Source organism: Acidipropionibacterium thoenii DSM 20276, assembly GCF_000423445.1.
Taxonomy (GTDB): Bacteria; Actinomycetota; Actinomycetes; order Propionibacteriales; family Propionibacteriaceae; genus Acidipropionibacterium; species Acidipropionibacterium thoenii.
In genome coordinates this window covers 38,557-54,974 of the sequence record NZ_AUHZ01000013.1, presented here as the reverse complement: position 1 = coordinate 54,974, position 16,418 = coordinate 38,557, and the positions used below count along the sequence as shown (strand labels likewise).

General features: G+C 68.1%; 17 protein-coding genes. 9 read left to right on the top strand and 8 right to left on the bottom strand.

All coding sequences use genetic code 11. From position 1 onward, the window contains the following. Positions 1 to 68 precede the first annotated feature (68 nt). The gene (gene rbfA, locus G554_RS0105875) at positions 69 to 491 is read left to right on the top strand and encodes a 30S ribosome-binding factor RbfA (protein ID WP_027587181.1); all 423 of its coding nucleotides are present in this window, start codon (positions 69 to 71) and stop codon (positions 489 to 491) included. A gap of 27 nt (positions 492 to 518) precedes the next feature. On the opposite strand, the gene G554_RS0105870 is transcribed toward rbfA, so the two are convergent. The 7 genes from G554_RS0105870 to G554_RS0105840 all read right to left on the bottom strand — a co-directional run bounded on the left by G554_RS0105870 (position 519) and on the right by G554_RS0105840 (position 6,831). After that, entirely contained in the window at positions 519 to 1,895 is a 1,377-nt protein-coding gene (locus G554_RS0105870; protein ID WP_027587180.1) for a sn-glycerol-1-phosphate dehydrogenase, read from the bottom strand. Next, positions 1,888 to 2,184 carry an HPr family phosphocarrier protein gene (locus G554_RS0105865; protein WP_027587179.1) on the bottom strand — a complete coding sequence of 99 codons (297 nt, stop codon included), beginning with the start codon at positions 2,182 to 2,184 and terminating at the stop codon, positions 1,888 to 1,890. The genes G554_RS0105870 and G554_RS0105865 overlap by 8 nt, the downstream gene beginning before the upstream one ends. Next, positions 2,181 to 2,546: a PTS glucitol/sorbitol transporter subunit IIA gene (locus G554_RS0105860; protein ID WP_027587178.1), complete on the bottom strand. Its 366-nt coding sequence runs from the start codon at positions 2,544 to 2,546 to the stop codon at positions 2,181 to 2,183. The genes G554_RS0105865 and G554_RS0105860 overlap by 4 nt, the downstream gene beginning before the upstream one ends. 35 nt (positions 2,547 to 2,581) lie before the next feature. Then, the gene (gene srlE, locus G554_RS0105855) at positions 2,582 to 3,643 is read right to left on the bottom strand and encodes a PTS glucitol/sorbitol transporter subunit IIB (RefSeq protein WP_027587177.1); all 1,062 of its coding nucleotides are present in this window, start codon (positions 3,641 to 3,643) and stop codon (positions 2,582 to 2,584) included. Positions 3,644 to 3,648: 5 nt separating this feature from the next. Further along, a complete protein-coding gene (gene srlA / locus G554_RS0105850) occupies positions 3,649 to 4,227 on the bottom strand; it encodes a PTS glucitol/sorbitol transporter subunit IIC (RefSeq protein ID WP_027587176.1) in 579 nt (192 codons plus the stop codon). 127 nt (positions 4,228 to 4,354) lie between these two features. After that, positions 4,355 to 4,888 carry a transcriptional regulator GutM gene (locus tag G554_RS0105845; RefSeq protein ID WP_027587175.1) on the bottom strand — a complete coding sequence of 178 codons (534 nt, stop codon included), beginning with the start codon at positions 4,886 to 4,888 and terminating at the stop codon, positions 4,355 to 4,357. Positions 4,889 to 4,899: 11 nt separating this feature from the next. Beyond that, positions 4,900 to 6,831: a BglG family transcription antiterminator gene (locus G554_RS0105840; RefSeq protein ID WP_027587174.1), complete on the bottom strand. Its 1,932-nt coding sequence runs from the start codon at positions 6,829 to 6,831 to the stop codon at positions 4,900 to 4,902. Between the two features lie 211 nt (positions 6,832 to 7,042). Here G554_RS0105840 and G554_RS14970 point away from each other — a divergent pair, with 211 nt between their 5' ends. The 6 genes from G554_RS14970 to G554_RS0105810 all read left to right on the top strand — a co-directional run bounded on the left by G554_RS14970 (position 7,043) and on the right by G554_RS0105810 (position 13,625). Next, complete coding sequence (locus G554_RS14970; protein ID WP_161626466.1) at positions 7,043 to 8,188, top strand: SDR family NAD(P)-dependent oxidoreductase; 1,146 nt, start codon at positions 7,043 to 7,045, stop codon at positions 8,186 to 8,188. 13 nt (positions 8,189 to 8,201) lie between these two features. Beyond that, a complete protein-coding gene (locus G554_RS0105830) occupies positions 8,202 to 8,912 on the top strand; it encodes a transaldolase family protein (protein ID WP_154654194.1) in 711 nt (236 codons plus the stop codon). A gap of 11 nt (positions 8,913 to 8,923) precedes the next feature. Then, entirely contained in the window at positions 8,924 to 9,805 is an 882-nt protein-coding gene (gene truB, locus G554_RS0105825) for a tRNA pseudouridine(55) synthase TruB (RefSeq protein WP_027587172.1), read from the top strand. Between the two features lie 42 nt (positions 9,806 to 9,847). Beyond that, positions 9,848 to 10,777, top strand: a complete 930-nt coding sequence (locus G554_RS0105820) for a bifunctional riboflavin kinase/FAD synthetase (protein ID WP_027587171.1) — start codon at positions 9,848 to 9,850, stop codon at positions 10,775 to 10,777. A gap of 101 nt (positions 10,778 to 10,878) precedes the next feature. Beyond that, entirely contained in the window at positions 10,879 to 11,142 is a 264-nt protein-coding gene (gene rpsO / locus G554_RS0105815; RefSeq protein WP_027587170.1) for a 30S ribosomal protein S15, read from the top strand. 287 nt (positions 11,143 to 11,429) lie between these two features. Further along, on the top strand, positions 11,430 to 13,625 hold the full coding sequence (locus tag G554_RS0105810) for a polyribonucleotide nucleotidyltransferase (RefSeq protein ID WP_027587169.1): 2,196 nt from the start codon (positions 11,430 to 11,432) through the stop codon (positions 13,623 to 13,625). Positions 13,626 to 13,711: 86 nt separating this feature from the next. Here G554_RS0105810 and G554_RS0105805 read toward each other — a convergent pair whose 3' ends face one another. After that, positions 13,712 to 14,188: a hypothetical protein gene (locus tag G554_RS0105805; protein WP_027587168.1), complete on the bottom strand. Its 477-nt coding sequence runs from the start codon at positions 14,186 to 14,188 to the stop codon at positions 13,712 to 13,714. A 132-nt stretch (positions 14,189 to 14,320) separates the two neighbouring features. On the opposite strand from G554_RS0105805, the gene G554_RS16695 reads away from it, so the two are divergent. Continuing rightward, on the top strand, positions 14,321 to 16,186 hold the full coding sequence (locus tag G554_RS16695; protein WP_051232541.1) for a sensor histidine kinase: 1,866 nt from the start codon (positions 14,321 to 14,323) through the stop codon (positions 16,184 to 16,186). After that, entirely contained in the window at positions 16,183 to 16,401 is a 219-nt protein-coding gene (locus G554_RS18315) for a response regulator (RefSeq protein WP_245569966.1), read from the top strand. The genes G554_RS16695 and G554_RS18315 overlap by 4 nt, the downstream gene beginning before the upstream one ends. The last annotated feature ends 17 nt before the right edge of the window (positions 16,402 to 16,418 follow it).

The window sequence follows — 16,418 nt, the reverse complement described above, 5'->3', positions numbered from 1 at the left end:
ACACGACCGCCCCGCTCTCCCTCGGGAGAGCGGGGCGGTCGTTCCGTGCGGCGGCTAGGATCGGCGTCATGCCAAATCCACGTGTGGCCAAACTTGCTGATCAGATCAAGGTGATTGTCGCCGAGACCTTGCAGACCAAGGTCAAGGACCCTCGACTGGGATTCGCCACCATCACCGAGGTGAGACTGACCGGGGACTGCCGCGAGGCCACCCTGTTCTACTCGGCGATGGGTTCGGACCAGGAACAGGCCAGCACCGCAGCAGCACTGGAGTCCGCCAAGGGGTTGCTGCGCTCGACGATGGGTAAGCAGCTGGGGATTCGCTACGCACCCACGCTGACCTTCGTCCGGGATGCCAGCTACGAGACCGCCAGGTCGATGGATGACCTGCTGGCCCGGGCGGCGGCCTCTGATGCGGAGGTGGCCAGGCTGGCCACCGATGCGGCCCCGGCCGGGGAGTCCGATCCCTACCGTCGCAAGGATGAGGACTGAACCCTCGGGCCGGGATCTGAGCCGCAGTCAGCTCCACAGGCCGCCGGGAGCGAAGACCTCCTCGACGAGCTCGTCGAACCAACCGGCCTCGCGAGCCACGTCGAGCACCGTGTAGCGGGATCGGTAGTACATCGCCTTCGGGAAGGTGTCCTTGACCTTCGCCGCCGTCAGACCGATGTCCTCGGGCCGGCTGGGAGCGCCTGCGGTCGCCAGCTTGTCGGCCAGCTCGCGCGCCGGGACCAGCTGGGCCCGGAGCCGCGGCAGGGTCTGGGGCCAGCAGTCGATGATCCGTTGGAGGCGTGCGGCCAGACCGTCGCGGTCCACATACTTCACGTGCGTCTCGGCGACCGCGTGGTCGGCGAGGGGGCCGTCGAAGGTGGCCCGGATATTGGCATCCACAGCCTCCCACTCGGGCCACTTCGCCAGGGCACCGTCGATGTCGAGGGTGGTGATGTCGCGATCCAGGAATTTCTCGTAGAAGGCGAGCATCGCCACCGTGCCGATGGCGACCTTGAAGCCGTGGGAGGGCGGGACCTGCTGGTCGGCCCCCAGGTGACCCAGTTCCCAGATGTGCGAGAAGTAGTGCTCGGCCCCCGATGCGGGGCGGGTGCCGCCATAGACCTGCATGGCCAGACCCGACAGGATGAGCCCCTCGACCAACCCCTGGTAGGCCTCGGGAATGCCGGCCGCCAGGTCGGCGGGATGGGCCAGCGCCTGGTGGACCCCGGACTGGACGAGATGCCAGACGTGGTCGTTCATGGCCTCCGCTCCCGCCGCGTCGGCCAGGATCCAGTCGGCACCGCCGGGGATCTTGGCGGCCAGGTCGCCGTAACCCGAGGCGGTCATCGCGGCCGGCGCCGCAGCGGCGACATCGAGGTCGAAGACCACCGCCTTGGGTGCGGTGCAGTTCATCGTCACCTTGACCCCCTTGTCGGAGATCGGGGCCCCGGCGCCGGTGTAGCCGTCCATCGAGGCGGCGGTGCCGACCACCGCGTAGCGGCGTCCCAGCTCATGGGAGGCGAGTTTGGTGAGGTCGTTCATGGTGCCGGAGCCGACCGCCACCGGGACCACCTCCGCGTGCCCACTGCGATCGAGGGAGCGCAGTGTCTCAGCGATGGTGTGGGCATTGTCCAGGGAGGCGTAGGGAATCGGCAGGGCAGGGAACAGGAGGGGGTCGGTCAGTGGTACGCCTGCCGCGGTGAGGGACTCGGCGACCGTCCTGCCGGCAGCCTCCCAGGTGCGCTGGTCGGCGACGATGAGGACCGGTGCCAGGCGTCCGTCGGGTTGCCGGGCCAGGGCCTCGGCGATGATCCCGCCCGCCCTGCTCGTGACCCCTCGGCCCACCTCGACCACATCGGTGTCCCCTGCGTCTGCCAGGGCTCGTGCGATGATCTCGTCACTCATTGTGTTCTCCATCATTGAGGTGTTCGGTGCTGTCGTCGGCGGCCCTCAGGAATGCGCTGAGGCTGTGGAGGGCCGCCGACTCGTCGGGACCGTCGGCCACCAGCTCGACGGTCTCGTTCTGGTTGATGTCCAGCGCCAGCAGGTCCGCCAACCGCCTGAGACTGGCGGTCCCGCCGGAGGTGCGGACGAACACGCTGGCGGAGTACCGCGATGCCAGCAGGACCGCCTGGGCGGCGATCCGGGCGTGTACCCCGGCAGGGTGTCCGACCCGCAGAGTGACGTGGATCACGCCGACTCGATCACGATCGTGCTGCCCTGCTGAGGGCTCGGCAGGTCGCCGGCAGCGACGTGCAGAGCTCCGTCCAGACGGGGGTCGGGAGCGCCGTCGAAGACCAGGGTGACATGGCCCAGGCTGTCGAGGTTGCGCTGGGCCACCTCCCCCACGGCGGTGATCGGGAAGGCCCGCCCGTCGATGAGGACGGTGTCGCCGACCTTGATGGTCCCGGTGCAGGTCGCTGCGGGGAGCGCGTAGCAGAAGTCGCGCAGCCCCTCGGGCGCCTGGTCGCCGAAGGTGACCAGCATCTTCTGGGTCAGGAAGGAGGAGGCCTCCGACCCGACTGAGCGAATGGTGTTGCGGTAGATGACCGGCATGATGATCTCTCTCCAGATCGTGATGTGGATGTGTCTCAGGACGCGTAGAGGCCGATGCTGGCGAGCCAGGCGACGGCGACCCGCGGGACGCCGTTGAGGAACCGCGAGTAGAGCACGCTCGGCACGCCGACCTCGATGGTCTCAGGCCTGGCCTCGGACAGCCCCATGCCGACCGGGATGAAGTCGCATGCGTTCTGGGTGTTGATGGCGAACAGCGCCGGGAGAGCGAGGCTGGGATGGATGGTGCCCTTGCCGATCTCGACGCCGATGAGGGTGCCGATGATCTGGCCGATCACCGCTCCGGGACCCAGCAGCGGGGACAGGAAGGGCAGCGAGCAGATGAACCCGAGGGCCATCAGGCCGAAGCCGGTGCCGGCCAGCGGAGTCAGCAGTTTGGAGAACCAGGTGCCGAACCCTGAGGCGTTGATGACGCCGATCAGCATGGCGACGAAACCCATGAACGGGATGATCGTGGTGAGCATCGTCTGGACGGCGTCGCGAGCCGCCTGGAAGAAGGTCGAGATGACCCGGCCGGCGCCCAGACCGATCTTCTCCATCAACGACTTCCTCGGCTTTGCGGCCACCGTCTCGGAGATCTTCTTGTCGCTCGACCACTGTCCCTGCACGGTACCGGCGGTGCCGGCCCGGGGACCGCTGGGGGCCGAGGAGGAGTTCTGGCCGGCAGGTGAGTTCACAGCGGCCGGTGAGACTCCCACGGCGTCGTCGGCGAGCTCCACCTGGTCCACGCCGACCGCGGAGACGTAGATCTCCTCGTTGATGTACTGGGCCATCGGGCCGGTCTTGCCGGTGGGCAGCACATTGATGGTGGGGATGCCCTTCTTGGGATAGATGCCGCACCGCAGGGTGCCGCCGCAGTCGATGACCACGGCCATCGCCTGGTCATCGGGCACCGAGCTGGTGAAGCCGTTGACCGCGTCAGCCCCGGTGAGTTCGACGATGCGGTCGACGACGGGAGGTCTCATCCCACCGCCGACGATGTAGACCAGCGTGTGCTTCTCGGCCGTGGGGGTGATGGTGAGTGGTCCGCCGAAGCCGCCGTGGCCACGCGAGACGATGATGGAATGGAACTCGGTCATGGTGCTCAGGCCTCCGCCATCTGGTTGACGTGGATGATCTCCCCGTCAATGGTCTTCGGCAGGATGATGCCCTGCTGCTTACTGACGTAGTGGGTTGTAAGTTCGGTGACCCACCCGCCGATGAAGTTCATCAGCGCGCCGACCAGCAGATACCGGATCGCCAGCGGTCCGGTCGGCAGTCCGAGTTTCGTGATTCCCTGGGCGATTCCGAGCCAGATGAACAGCTCGGCCGGATTGATGTGCGGAAAGATGCCGTTGCTGGTGTGGCAGAACTGTGCGGTGGCGGCGTAGTAGCTCGGCTTGTAGCGTTCGGGGAGGAACCTGCCGAGGGTGAACACCGCGGGGTTGCACAGCATGAATGCGCCGATGAATGGCAGCAGCAGGTAACGGCTGACGACATTGTTGCCGGCCTTCTGGGCGAAATGGTTGATGCGCTCCTCTCCGATGAGCTGGATCAGCGAGTTCATCGCGATGAGCAGCATGAGCACCAGTGGCACGATGCTGCCCATCCAGGAGATGAACGTCTTCGCGCCTTCCTGGAACAGGCCGATGAACCATTCAGCGGCCGAGACCACGTAATTCATGGTCGTCTCCTTCTTGTGGAGTTGCGGATTCTTCTTCCCTCACGGCAGTGAGGAGTCATGGTGGGAGCGCACTGCCCCTGCGGTGCGGCCCGGGGCCGCACCGCTGCAGGTGCTCGCGGGGTGGGGACTAGTCGGTGGAGGCCAGCCCTCGACGGTGCACGACCCGCTGGGAGGCCGGGACCGGTGAGCCGGTCGCGACGCCGACTGAGGGCCGGTGGCGACGTCGGCCGCCGATCCTGGCATCGATCCGATTGATCACCTTCATCAGCGGCGAGGGCGGCTCCACCGGCTCGCCTCCCTGCTGACAGACCAGGAAGTTGTCCCTCGCATTGATCACCGCCCGGCGCATGCTGGCCGACATCTTGACGCTCCGGGCGTCGATCCCGGCGACCGGTTGCCCGTCGAAGGCTGGGAAGTCCTTGAACCGGGAGAGCACGGTGAGGCCGGTGAGCCGGGTGCCGGCGAGGATGCGGTCCTCATCGTCGAGCAGGAACATCACGATCGCCCCCGAGCTGAGGGCGTTCTTCTGCTTGCCGATGGCGACCCTTCCGCGACGACGCATGGAGGTGTAAGCATCGGCGAAGTTCTTCATCTGGCGGATGGCCAGCAGCGAGTTCGCGAGGTAGATCACGGCCACTGCGATGAGGATGGGCCAGAACATGGGTGCTCCCGTCATTGGTGGGATCCGGTGGGATGGTTGGCCATGAACCAGAACAGCTGCTCATGGCTGGTGAGTCGGCTCATGGCGGTGAGCAGGCTCGGTGCCGATGCGAGTCGGATGATCTCGTCGTAGACGGCGATCAGGATGGTGTCGTCGTAGTCGCGCTTGTCCGGGACGCCCATCACGAAGACGGCCCGGACGCCCTGCTCGTGCGGGGAGTGCGGGATCACGGCCATCGCGAAGGCCACCTGGTCGGCGCCCGGGATAGTGGCATGGGGGAAGCCGACCTGGTCGTTGAGAACCATGGTCGCGTTCTTCTCGCGCTCCTCGAGCGCGGCGCCGAAGGTGCTGTCCACCAGCCCCAGCGAGTCCAGCCGGTCGACCAGCACAGTGGTCGCCTGCCAGTAGTCGGTCCCGGCCGGCAGAGCGAGGAACCTGTCCGGGTCGAGCATGGAGACCAGCAGGGAGGGGCCGGCGCCCGCCAGCTGCAGGTCGGCCTGCCGGCGGAACCTGATGCGCGAGAGCTGCCTGACGAGCTCCGCCTCGTCGAAGACCTGCCCCAGCTCGATGACCGGGGGACGGGAGGTGGCGCAGTTGACGGCCGGCGGAGCAGAGGACATCGCTGCTGGGGTGGAGATGACGAGATCCACCCCGGCCAGCGCCGCGTCGTCGACCCGGTCGGCCGAGAGCATCAGGAACTTCGTACCCTCGGGCAGTACCTTGCTGACCTGGATCCGCAGCAGGTGTCCGGAGACCCGTCCGGTGGAGGTGACCACTGCGACCCGCAGGTGGGTGCGCTGCTGCCTCTCGTAGGCGTCCAGGAAGACCTGGTGGTAGCCGGCCATCAGACCGACCTCGGAATCGCTGATGGCCAGTCCGGTTCGTTCCTGGAGGACATCCCGGCTGATCTCGGCCATCCGATAGGCGACCGGGTACTGGCCGCGGATATCGGCCACCGCGGCGGCGTCGACGCTGATCCGGAAGCGCATTCGGCTGAGCATGAAGGACAGATGGTGAGCGAACTCGTCGGTGAGTTCGCTGGCCGACACGTGAAGTCCCATCTGGAGCGAGATCCGCGTGAAGATCGCGTCCACCAGATCGGGCATCTCGTCGTCGGCGGGGAAGAGCTGACGGCCGACCGGGTCGTCGGGAGTGCGCATACCGGCCACCGACATCGCGAGGAACCGTCGCTCTGCCAGCGGGAGGCTCAGCCCCGCCGTCGGGCAGACGGCGCTGAGCAGGGAGGCCGCGAAGTCGTCGGCCGGAGTGCCCTCCAGCTGTGAGAACTCCGCCGGGAGGCTCTCGATGACGTGACCGGAGCGGCACCGATTGATGCTCATGGTCAGCCAGCGCAGCACCGTCCGGGTGGCCTCGCGGCTGAGATGGTCCTCGGTGCAGATCCGATGGGCGGCCTCGGCGGTGCCGTCATCCAGCGGATCGTCGTCGCACAGCACCTTGGGGAAGTGCGTGAGTCCCGCCATCCGCAGGTTCAGCTCCTCGCCCGCCAGATGCACCCCACTGTTCGGGGAGCCCTCGATGGTGACCAGATGAGCTGTCAGCCTCGACCGCAAGTGAGCCAGATCGGTGGCGGCGGTGGTCCGGGAGACCGACATCGTGCGGGCCAGGTCCTCGACCCGCACCGGTCCGGCGGAGCGCAGCAGTTCGCGGTAGATGATCGCGCAGCGGTGCTCGGGATCATTGAGCGAGTCGTCGGCGGCCATCAGGCGGTCCCGGATCGCCCCGTAGCGATGGGCGTCGACGATGCAGAGCCGGTAGCGGCCCTCCTCGAGCCGGATCGCCGCCGAGCTGCCGAGCAGATCGTCGAGCCGGGCCACCGCATTGGCGATACTGCGCCGCCCCAGGGAGAACCGTTCGGCGAGATCCTCCGGCGTGACGGTGAGTGTGATTTCCAACTGGCGAAGAATTGCGGCCTCGCGGTTCATGCGCACCCACCTCCTTGACGTCGTCCTTGTCGCCTCGGCAATCGCCGACCCCATGAAGGTAACAGCTCGCACCACGGAATCGGCCACTCCATTGAATCGGTGGTGTTCCAGGTGTTGGAAAAGTTCTGAATGAATGCGCGTTGCCCGGTTGAGCGGGGCCGGAGCAGACTGTCCGGGTGTCGTCCTCCAGTGCCGAAGGGGTACCCGTTCGATGAGAACTAGTCAGACATCTCGCAGTGATGGTTGCCAGAATTCCGGGCTGACTGTTCTGGCACCCTCGCTGCGTGGCGCGCTGGCCCAGCAGGGTGTGCTGCCGGTGATCTCGACGAGCTCGGATCGGTCCGGCAGCGAGGGGACACTGGGCCCCGGCCGCCGCACCCTTGTTCTGCCGATGGACGGGTCCGCTGCAAAGGACATTGCGGAACTGGCCGTCACAGCGGTACGGGAGTACCGGACCAGCCAGGGCGCTCCTCCCGACCGGATCGTGCTGCCCGGGGTGGCCGAGTTCAGGGTGGCGTACCCGCGGGCCTCGGGAGCGATGGCCGGCAGGATCGTCGTGGTCACCGGGGCCGCGCAGGGCTTCGGTTTCGGGATCGCCGAGGGAATGGCCCGTCTGGGAGCACATGTGGTGGTGGCCGATCTCAACGGGCCGGCCGCCCGGGATGCGGCCTCCCGGATCGGCGAGGAGTTCCCGGCCAGCAGGGTGCTGCCAGTGACGATGGATGTCGCCGATCTGGAGTCCACCACGGTGGCGATCGAGTCTGTGGTGCGCGCTCTCGGCGGGGTGGACGTCTACGTGAGCAACGCCGGTGTGGTGCGCGCGGGAGGAGTCGTGGAACAGCAGCTGAGCGATTTCGACGCGGTGACCCAGGTGAACTACCGGGGTTACTTCATCGGGGTGAAGGCGGTGACGCCGGTGATGGCCGCCCAGCACGCGGCGAACCCGGGAATCTGGTGCGACATCGTCGAGATCAATTCCAAATCCGGTCTGACCGGCTCCGGGCGCAATTTCGCCTACTCGGGCAGCAAGTTCGGCGGAATCGGACTCACCCAGTCATTCGCCCTGGAGCTGGTGGACAGCGGGATCAAGGTCAATGCGGTGTGTCCGGGGAACTTTCTGGACGGGCCGCTGTGGCAGGACCCCGACCACGGACTGCTCGTCCAGTACCTGCGGGCCGGGAAGGTGCCGGGGGCGCGGACCGTCGCGGATGTGCTGGCCGCGTACCGGTCGAAGGTGCCGATGGGACGGGGATGCCGCCCCGAGGATGTCCTGCGGGCGGTGTGCTATGCCGTGGAGCAGCAGTACGAGACGGGTCAGGCGATTCCCGTCACGGGCGGCCAGACGATGGTCCACTGAGGACCTGGCTTGAGTGAGTGATCAAGGAGAGATGATGCAGAACTTCCAGCCGACTCCCGGTTGCCCGATTCCGGTGCGGATCCTCGCCGACAGCGCGGTGCGCGAGGAGGTGGAGCCGTGGCTGCGGACCGGCCTGGTGTGCGGGGTCACCACCAATCCCACCCTCCTCAGGCGTGCCGGACTGCACGTGTCCGACATTGCCGAGGTCGCGAGGTGGGCGGCCGGTGATGGTGAACGGGAGGTCTGCTTCCAGCTGTGGGGGGACACCGCCGAGCAGCAGTACTCCAATGCCATGAGGATCCACGAACTGGCCCCGGAGGCCCTCATCAAGGTCCCGGTCACCCCGGCCGGGGTGACCGTGGTCTCCAGGCTGCATGCCCAGGGGATCCAGGTGCTGCTGACCGCCGTCTACGCCGCCAAGCAGGCCGCCATCGCCTCGGCCCTGGGGGTGCGCTACCTCGCCCCCTATTACAACCGGATGCTGGCCGCCGGGCGTGACGGTGCGGCCGAGATCGGCAGGATGGCCTCGATGATCCCCCAGGACGGCCGCGGCCCGCTGATCCTGGCCGCCTCGGTCAAGAGCGGGCGGCAGGTCGTCGAACTGCTCGAGGTCGGGGTGCGGGTCTTCACCCTGCCGCCGGCGGTGATAGCCGACCTGTTCACCGATCAGCTCACCGACCAGGCGGTCTCCGACTTCGAGGCGGATATCCAGGCGGCCCTGTAGGTTGGGTCGCCATGGACTCCGGCCTACTGATCGTCGACAAGCCCGCCGGCTGGACCTCCCACCAGGTGGTGGGCAGGGTCCGCCGGCTGATGGGCACCCGCAAGGTGGGCCATGCCGGCACCCTGGACCCGATGGCCACCGGTGTGCTGGTGGTCGGGGTCGGCAGGGCCACCCGACTGCTGGGCCGGCTGGCCCTCCATGACAAGGACTACACAGCCAACATCCGGCTCGGGGTGTCCACCCTCACCGACGATGCCGAGGGGGAGGTCATCGGTACCGCCGATGCCTCCGCACTGACCAGCGGCCAGATCGAGGCGGCGATCTCCGGGCTGCGCGGAGACATCATGCAGGTGCCCACCGCGGTGAGCGCCATCAAGGTCGACGGCAGGAGGTCCTACGCCCGGGTGCGTGCCGGGGAGAAGGTGGAGCTGGCCGCCCGGCCGGTCACCGTCTCCCGATTCGATCTGGGCTCGGTGCGCAACCTGGGCGACGGGGTCGTCGATCTGGATGTCACGGTGACCTGCAGTTCCGGAACCTATGTCAGGGCACTGGCCCGCGATCTGGGAGCCGCACTGTCGGTGGGTGGCCACCTCACCGCTCTGCGGCGCACCCGGATCGGGCCCTACCTCCTGCCGGAGGATCCCGTGGACCTGGCCGAGGGGGCGGCCAGACCCGAGCTGATGAGTATGGCCGACGCCGCCCGCGCGAGCTTCCCGGTGGTCCGGCTCGACGCCGCCCAGGAGGCGGACCTGAGGGTCGGACGCCGCCTGGAGCTGGTGGTTCCGGCCGATCCCACCGCGATGATCTCGGCGGCCTCGGGGGATCTGCTGGCGCTCTACCGACCCGATGCCGAGCGGCCCGGCTGGTCACGGGCGGTCGCCGTGCTCGTCTGAGGGAATTCGGGCGCCAGCGCCCGGCGCGGATACAATCCCCACGTGTCACCGACGCCCTCCTCCGCCACCCAACCCGACCAGTCGACGGTCGTCATCGGCAACTTCGACGGCGTCCATCGCGGTCACCGGGCGGTGCTGGCCAGGGCCGCCGGGCTGGATCCCAGCCTGCCGCTGGTGGTGGTGACCTTCTGGCCGCACCCGGTCTCGGTGCTGACCCCGGGCCGCGAACCCCTGCTGCTGTGCTCACTGCAACGCCGCATCGAGTTGCTGGAGGCCGCTGGAGCCAGCCAGGTCAGGGTGGTGCGGTTCACCCGGGAGCTGGCCGGCTGGAGCCCGCAGGAGTTCGTCACCAAGGTCCTCAACCCCCTCAACCCCCGACATGTCGTGGTGGGGCGCAACTTCCGTTTCGGCCACCGGGCCTGCGGCACCCCCCAGACCCTGGCTGAGATCGGCCGGGGCCGGTTCGACGTCAGCTCCCTGGACCTGGTCCACGTCGCCGGCAGCTCCACCTCCTCCACCCTGATCCGCGCCGCGGTCGCCGAGGGCAAGGTGCGGCAGGCGGCCAAGCACCTGGGCCGGGATTTCGAGGTCCAGGGGGTGGTGGTGATGGGGGACCAGCGCGGCCGGACCCTCGGTTTCCCGACCGCCAACCTGGTGCTGTCATCCCTCTACGCGGTGCCGGCCGACGGGGTCTACGCCGGCTGGCTCATCCCGGCCGGCGGTCCCGAGGCGGGCCATCGGCTGCCATCGGCCATCTCGGTGGGCAGCAATCCCACCTTCGACGGTGTCGAGCGCCGGGTGGAGACCTATGTGCTGGATCGCACCGACCTGGACCTCTACGGCGTCGACATCACCGTGGAGTTCGTCGACCGACTGCGCGGGCAGGTGAGGTACACCGGCGTCGACCCCCTCATCAGCCAGATGACCAAGGACGTCGCTGCCACTCGTGAGGTGCTCAGGCAGGACTCGTGATATCGTGTCCAAGTTGCCGTCAGATCGGCCGCGGCCGTGTAAGAGCTTCCAGCCATCAGGGCATCGGAGGCGCCGCGCAATGGACATGGGAGGAGCACCGGATGGATGCTGCAGAGAAGAAGAAGATCGTCGAAGAGTATGCGACCCATCCTGGTGACACCGGATCTCCCGATGTCCAGGTCGCGCTGCTGAGCCGCCGGATCTCCGACCTCACCGAGCATCTCAAGGTCCACAAGGGTGACCATCACTCTCGTCGTGGCTTGATGCTCATGGTCGGCCAGCGTCGTCGTCTGCTCAACTATGTCGCCAAGAGCGACATCGAGCACTACCGCGACCTGATCGCCCGCCTCGGCCTGCGCCGGTGACGTCGTAACCTCCACGACCTCATCACCATCGGGGCCGCTCCCTGCAGGGAGCGGCCCCGATGCGTTTTTTTCGGGACACGACTGCATCTGCGATAAGATGGCAGGGCAATTAGTGCGAACAGCTACAAGTAACACCGCCGTCCAGTCCGAAAGAACACGTCTCGGTCCTCGGTAGTGGCCAGCGGGTGAATGCTCCCCCGATGGCTTCGATCGAAGACCGGCGCGAGTGTCGGATGGGCGCAACCGCGCCCGTGGGGGCGGCGGCCCCACATGAAAGGAATCCCCATATGGAGGGACCCGGTCTCGAATTCACCGAGGCAGTCATCGACAACGGATCGTTCGGCAAGCATGTCGTGCGCTTCGAGGCGGGCCTGCTGGCACAGCAGGCCGACGGCTCCTCGGCCGTCTACCTCGATGGCGACACCATGCTGCTGTCGACCACCACCGCTGCCAAGACCCCCCGCGACTCCATCGACTTCTTCCCGTTGACGGTCGATGTCGAGGAGCGCATGTACGCCGCCGGGCGGATCCCCGGCTCCTTCTTCCGGCGCGAGGGGCGGCCCTCGGAGAACGCCATCCTGGCCTGCCGTCTCATCGACCGCCCGCTGCGCCCGACATTCGTCAAGGGTCTGCGCAACGAGGTCCAGGTCGTCGTCACGGTGCTGGCCCTCAACCCGTCGGTCTACTACGACGTGGTGGCCATCAATGCCGCCTCGATGTCCACCCAGCTCGCCGGACTGCCCTTCTCCGGGCCGATCGGCGGGGTCCGGATGGCCCTCATCGATGACCAGTGGGTGTGCTTCCCCGATGTCGAGCAGCGCAAGGAGTCGACCTTCGACATGGTGGTCGCCGGCCGCGTGCTGGCTGACGGTGACGTCGCCATCATGATGGTCGAGGCCGAGTCGACGCCGGCCACCTGGAACCTGGTCCGTTCGGGCCGCACCGCTCCCACCGAGGAGGTGGTGGCCACCGGACTGGAGGCCGCCAAGCCCTTCATCAAGGTGCTGTGCGATGCCCAGGTGGCACTGGCCGCCAAGCTGCCCAAGGAGACCTACGACTTCCCGGTCTTCAAGGACTACGAGCAGGATCTGTATGACGCCGTCGAGGCCAAGGGTCACGACGAGCTGGCACGGATCGAGCAGATCGCGGCGAAGCTGGATCGTCAGGACGCCGAGTCCGAGCTGAAGAGCCGGATCAAGGCCGAGCTCGCCGGGCAGTTCCCGGGCCGTGAGGCCGAGGTCTCCGGAGCCTTCAAGGCCATGATGAAGAAGATCGTGCGCAAGCGCGTGCTCGACGAGGGCGTCCGCATCGACGGGCGTGGTCCCCGCGACATCCGTACCCTGTCGGCCGAGGTCGGCATCGTCCCCCGGGTGCACGGCTCGGCCCTGTTCCAGCGTGGCGAGACCCAGATCCTGGGCGTCACCACCTTGAACATGCTCGACATGGAGCAGAAGCTGGACACCTTGTCCCCCGACAAGACCCGGCGCTACATGCACAACTACAACATGCCCCCCTACTCCACCGGTGAGACCGGTCGGGTGGGCTCCCCCAAGCGCCGTGAGGTCGGCCACGGCAATCTCGCCGAGCGCGCCCTCATCCCGGTGCTGCCCGACCGCGACGAGTTCCCCTACGCCATCCGCCAGGTCTCCGAGGCGATCGGCTCCAACGGGTCGACCTCGATGGGCTCGGTGTGCGCCTCCACGCTCTCGCTGCTCAATGCCGGCGTCCCGCTGCGGGCCTCGGTGGCCGGCATCGCGATGGGCCTGATGAGCGAGCCCAACGATGACGGCAGCACCAAGTACCTGGCGCTGACCGACATCCTGGGAGCCGAGGACGCCCTCGGCGACATGGACTTCAAGGTCGCCGGTACCAGCGAGTTCGTCACCGCCCTGCAGCTCGACACCAAGCTCAACGGCATTCCGGCCGATGTGCTGGCCGCCGCGCTGACCCAGGCCAAGGAGGCTCGCACCGCGATCCTCGAGGTGATGAACGACGCCATCGACGAGCCCGACGAGATGGCCCCGACCGCGCCGCGGATCCTCACGGTGCACATCCCGGTCGACAAGATCGGCGAGGTGATCGGGCCCAAGGGCAAGATGATCAACCAGATGCAGGAGGATACCGGGGCCAATATCTCGGTGCAGGACGACGGCACGATCTTCATCGGTGCTGCCGACGGTGCCTCGGCCGAGGCCGCCCGCGACCTGGTCAACGCCATCGCCAACCCGCAGATGCCCGAGGTCGGCGAGCGCTACCTCGGTACGGTCGTCAAGACCACGAGCTTCGGCGCCTTCATCTCCCTGCTGCCCGGCAAGGACGGCCTGCTGCACATCTCCAAGATGCGCGAGCTCAACGACGGCAAGCGTGTCGAGTCCGTCGAGGACGTGCTCAGCGTGGGCCAGTCCATCCAGGTGGAGATCGCCGAGGTCGATGACCGCGGCAAGCTCTCCCTGGTGCTGGCCTCCAAGGACGACGAGGACTGAGCCCGGCTCAGCAGAGCTCACCATGACAGGGCCCCCGGGCCGGGAGTTGATCCCGGCCCGGGGGCCCTGGTCCGCGTGGGCAGGTCTCAGCGGTGGCGGCGATGCCGCAGGGAGACGATCCCGATGGTCACCAGCAACATGATCGAGCCGACCACGGCGAGCATCCAGGAGGGCACCGCGAGGGCGGCGAAGGAGCTGTGGACGGGGTTGTCGAAGACCTCCTCGTCGGCGTGCGCCCCGCCGTGGCCCAGCACCACCATCAGCTCTCCGAGGTGACCGATCAGCCATCCGATGAAGAATGCGGTGTTGATCCCGGTCATCACGCGGATCGTCCTGCTGGCCGAGGAGTGTCGGATCCGGGCCAGCAGCACGACTCCCGCCAGACACAGTGGAATGCCGATCAGGTGGAAGACCATGTGAGCCCAGTGGGCCTCCATGGGCAGGAAGATGAACGGCAGCGCGAGGCTGGTCAGGAGCAGCGCGGCCAGCCAGACGGTGCGCAGGGCTCCCGCGCTCGGGGTACTGGGCAGTGAACTCGTGGTGGGTGCGGGGACCGATGTCATGGCTCCTCCTCGGACAGTGGATGACGTGATGTCCAGATCTCGGTGATGACACGACGCTAGGGCTGGGCGGGGCCCCCGGACATCGGTGAAGTCGCCTATTCCTGCTGACCCCTGACCGGGGGACGATGAGTCATGGCCCACATCATCTGGCGCGCGGTCGTCACCGTTCCGGCGGCCCTCGGGGTGCCCGTCTCGGTGGCCTGCATGGCGGTGGGATGGCCGGCCGACAATCCGATGGGGTTCGTGATCGCGCCCGCGATCCTGGCGGTGATGGCGCTGTCGGGGATCTCCATCCTGCTGCTGGCCGGCGGGCTGGATCAGGGGGGCTGGGCACTGCGCGCGGCGATGCTGACGTTGGGCCTGAGCACCCTGGCCTACCCCTGCCTGATGGCTCTGGCAGCGGCGGGGATCGGCGGTGGGAGAGTGTTCTTCGCAGCCGGGATCGGCCACTGGATCCCCCTGACGATGGTCAATCTGCTCCCGATCCTGGCCATCTCGACAGTCACCGGACGCAGTCGGCGAACCGGGATCGCGCTGCTCCTGCTGCTGGCGACGGTGGCGGTACTGGTCCCGGCGCTGGGGGAGGAGTCCTTGGCGCTGCTGGGGTCGGTCGCCTGGCTGGGAGGGTTCGCGATCCCCGTGCTGGCCAGTTGGCCGCTGGTACGCGGTACCGGGGCCGAGACGAGACGGCGGGCCATCATCTGCGGGCTGGCCTCGGTGGTACCGGTGGTCATCATCGGGTTCTGCATGATGCTGGGGGCGGCCGAGATGGCTCTGAACATTGCCGGTCTGGGGGTCTCGGCACTGATGGTCGGGTTCTCACTGTGCGCGGCCGGCACCGCGCTGCTCGTCCGGGCGGCCACCCGGCGGGCCGCGAGCTGGCTGCTGAGCCGTCGGATCATCCTGGCCTCGTTGGCGGGGCTGCTGGCACTGGTCACCCTCATCGCGGGGATCGGCGTCGGACTGGCAGTGCTGGCCTCCTCGGGGTCGGCGGCGGCGCTGTCGGCGGCGGTACTGACCACCGCGGTGGTGGCTCTCGGATCCGCCCTGCTGCACCGCTGGGCGGCCCGGCAGATCGATCCCCGCGATGAGCTGGAGTCCGAGCTGGCGGCACTGGGGGACGCCTCGGGGCATCGGCAGCTGGCCCTCCAGCAGGTACTGCGCAAGGTGACCGGCGATCCGGGGCTGCAGCTGGTGGTGCGGGCCGGTGATGGCGCCTGGCTCGACGCCGACGGCCGGCAGGTGACCCCCGTCGCCGGCGCCGTGGTGCTGGACGGCAGCGAGGGCAGGGCGCTGGCCGGCTGCACGACGGCACGGGCGAGACACCGGCTGGCCGGTCTGGGGGACTGCAGCCGGCTGAGTGCGGCTGCGGTCCTGGAGACCAGCATCGAACGGGAGGCGGCCCGGGCCGACAGGGCGGCCATCGCAGAACGTCAGCGGCTCAGCCGGGACCTGCACGACGGCGTCCAGGCCCATCTGCTCGGAATCGCCCTCAACCTGCAGCTGTCCGGACAGCTGCTGGCGGATCCCGGCGCGCGGATCCTGGTCGGCGAGACGGTGGGCGCGATGCGGCAGGTGGTCGACCAGATCCGGGCGCTGGGGGCCGGGCGGGTCCCGGCGGCGCTGGCCAGCGAGGGTCTGGGGGCGGCCCTGGCCCAGCTGGTCGGACCCCTGGACGGCGTCTGCCAGCAGGGGGAGTTGCACCGCCGCCATCCCGTCGAGGTGGAGACCACCGCCTACTTCGTCGCCTGCGAGGCGGTCGCCAATGCGGTCAAGCACTCGGGCGCACAGCGCATCGCGCTGACCGTAGAGGAGTCCCCGGACTCGCTGGTCCTGACCGTCAGCGATGACGGCAGCGGTGGGGCCGACCTCAGACTCGGGGCGGGGCTGCGGGGAATCACCGAGCGGGTCGCCGCCTGCGGGGGCCTTCTCACGGTGCGGGACGGAACTCCACGAGGGACAGTGGTGGAGGCGAGCCTGCCATCGGGGATGCCATGAGAATCGTGATCGCCGAGGACCAGGTCCTGCTGCGCGACGGACTCGCCCGGCTGCTGACCAGCGCCGGTCACCTGGTGGTGGCCCAGGTGGGCGACGGTCCCTCCCTGGTGGCGCAGGTGAACCTGCACCGTCCCGAGATGGTGCTGGCCGACATCCGGATGCCGCCCTCCTACACCGATGAAGGTGTCAGGGCGGTGCAGCTGCTGAGACGATGATGGCCGGACCTGGCGGT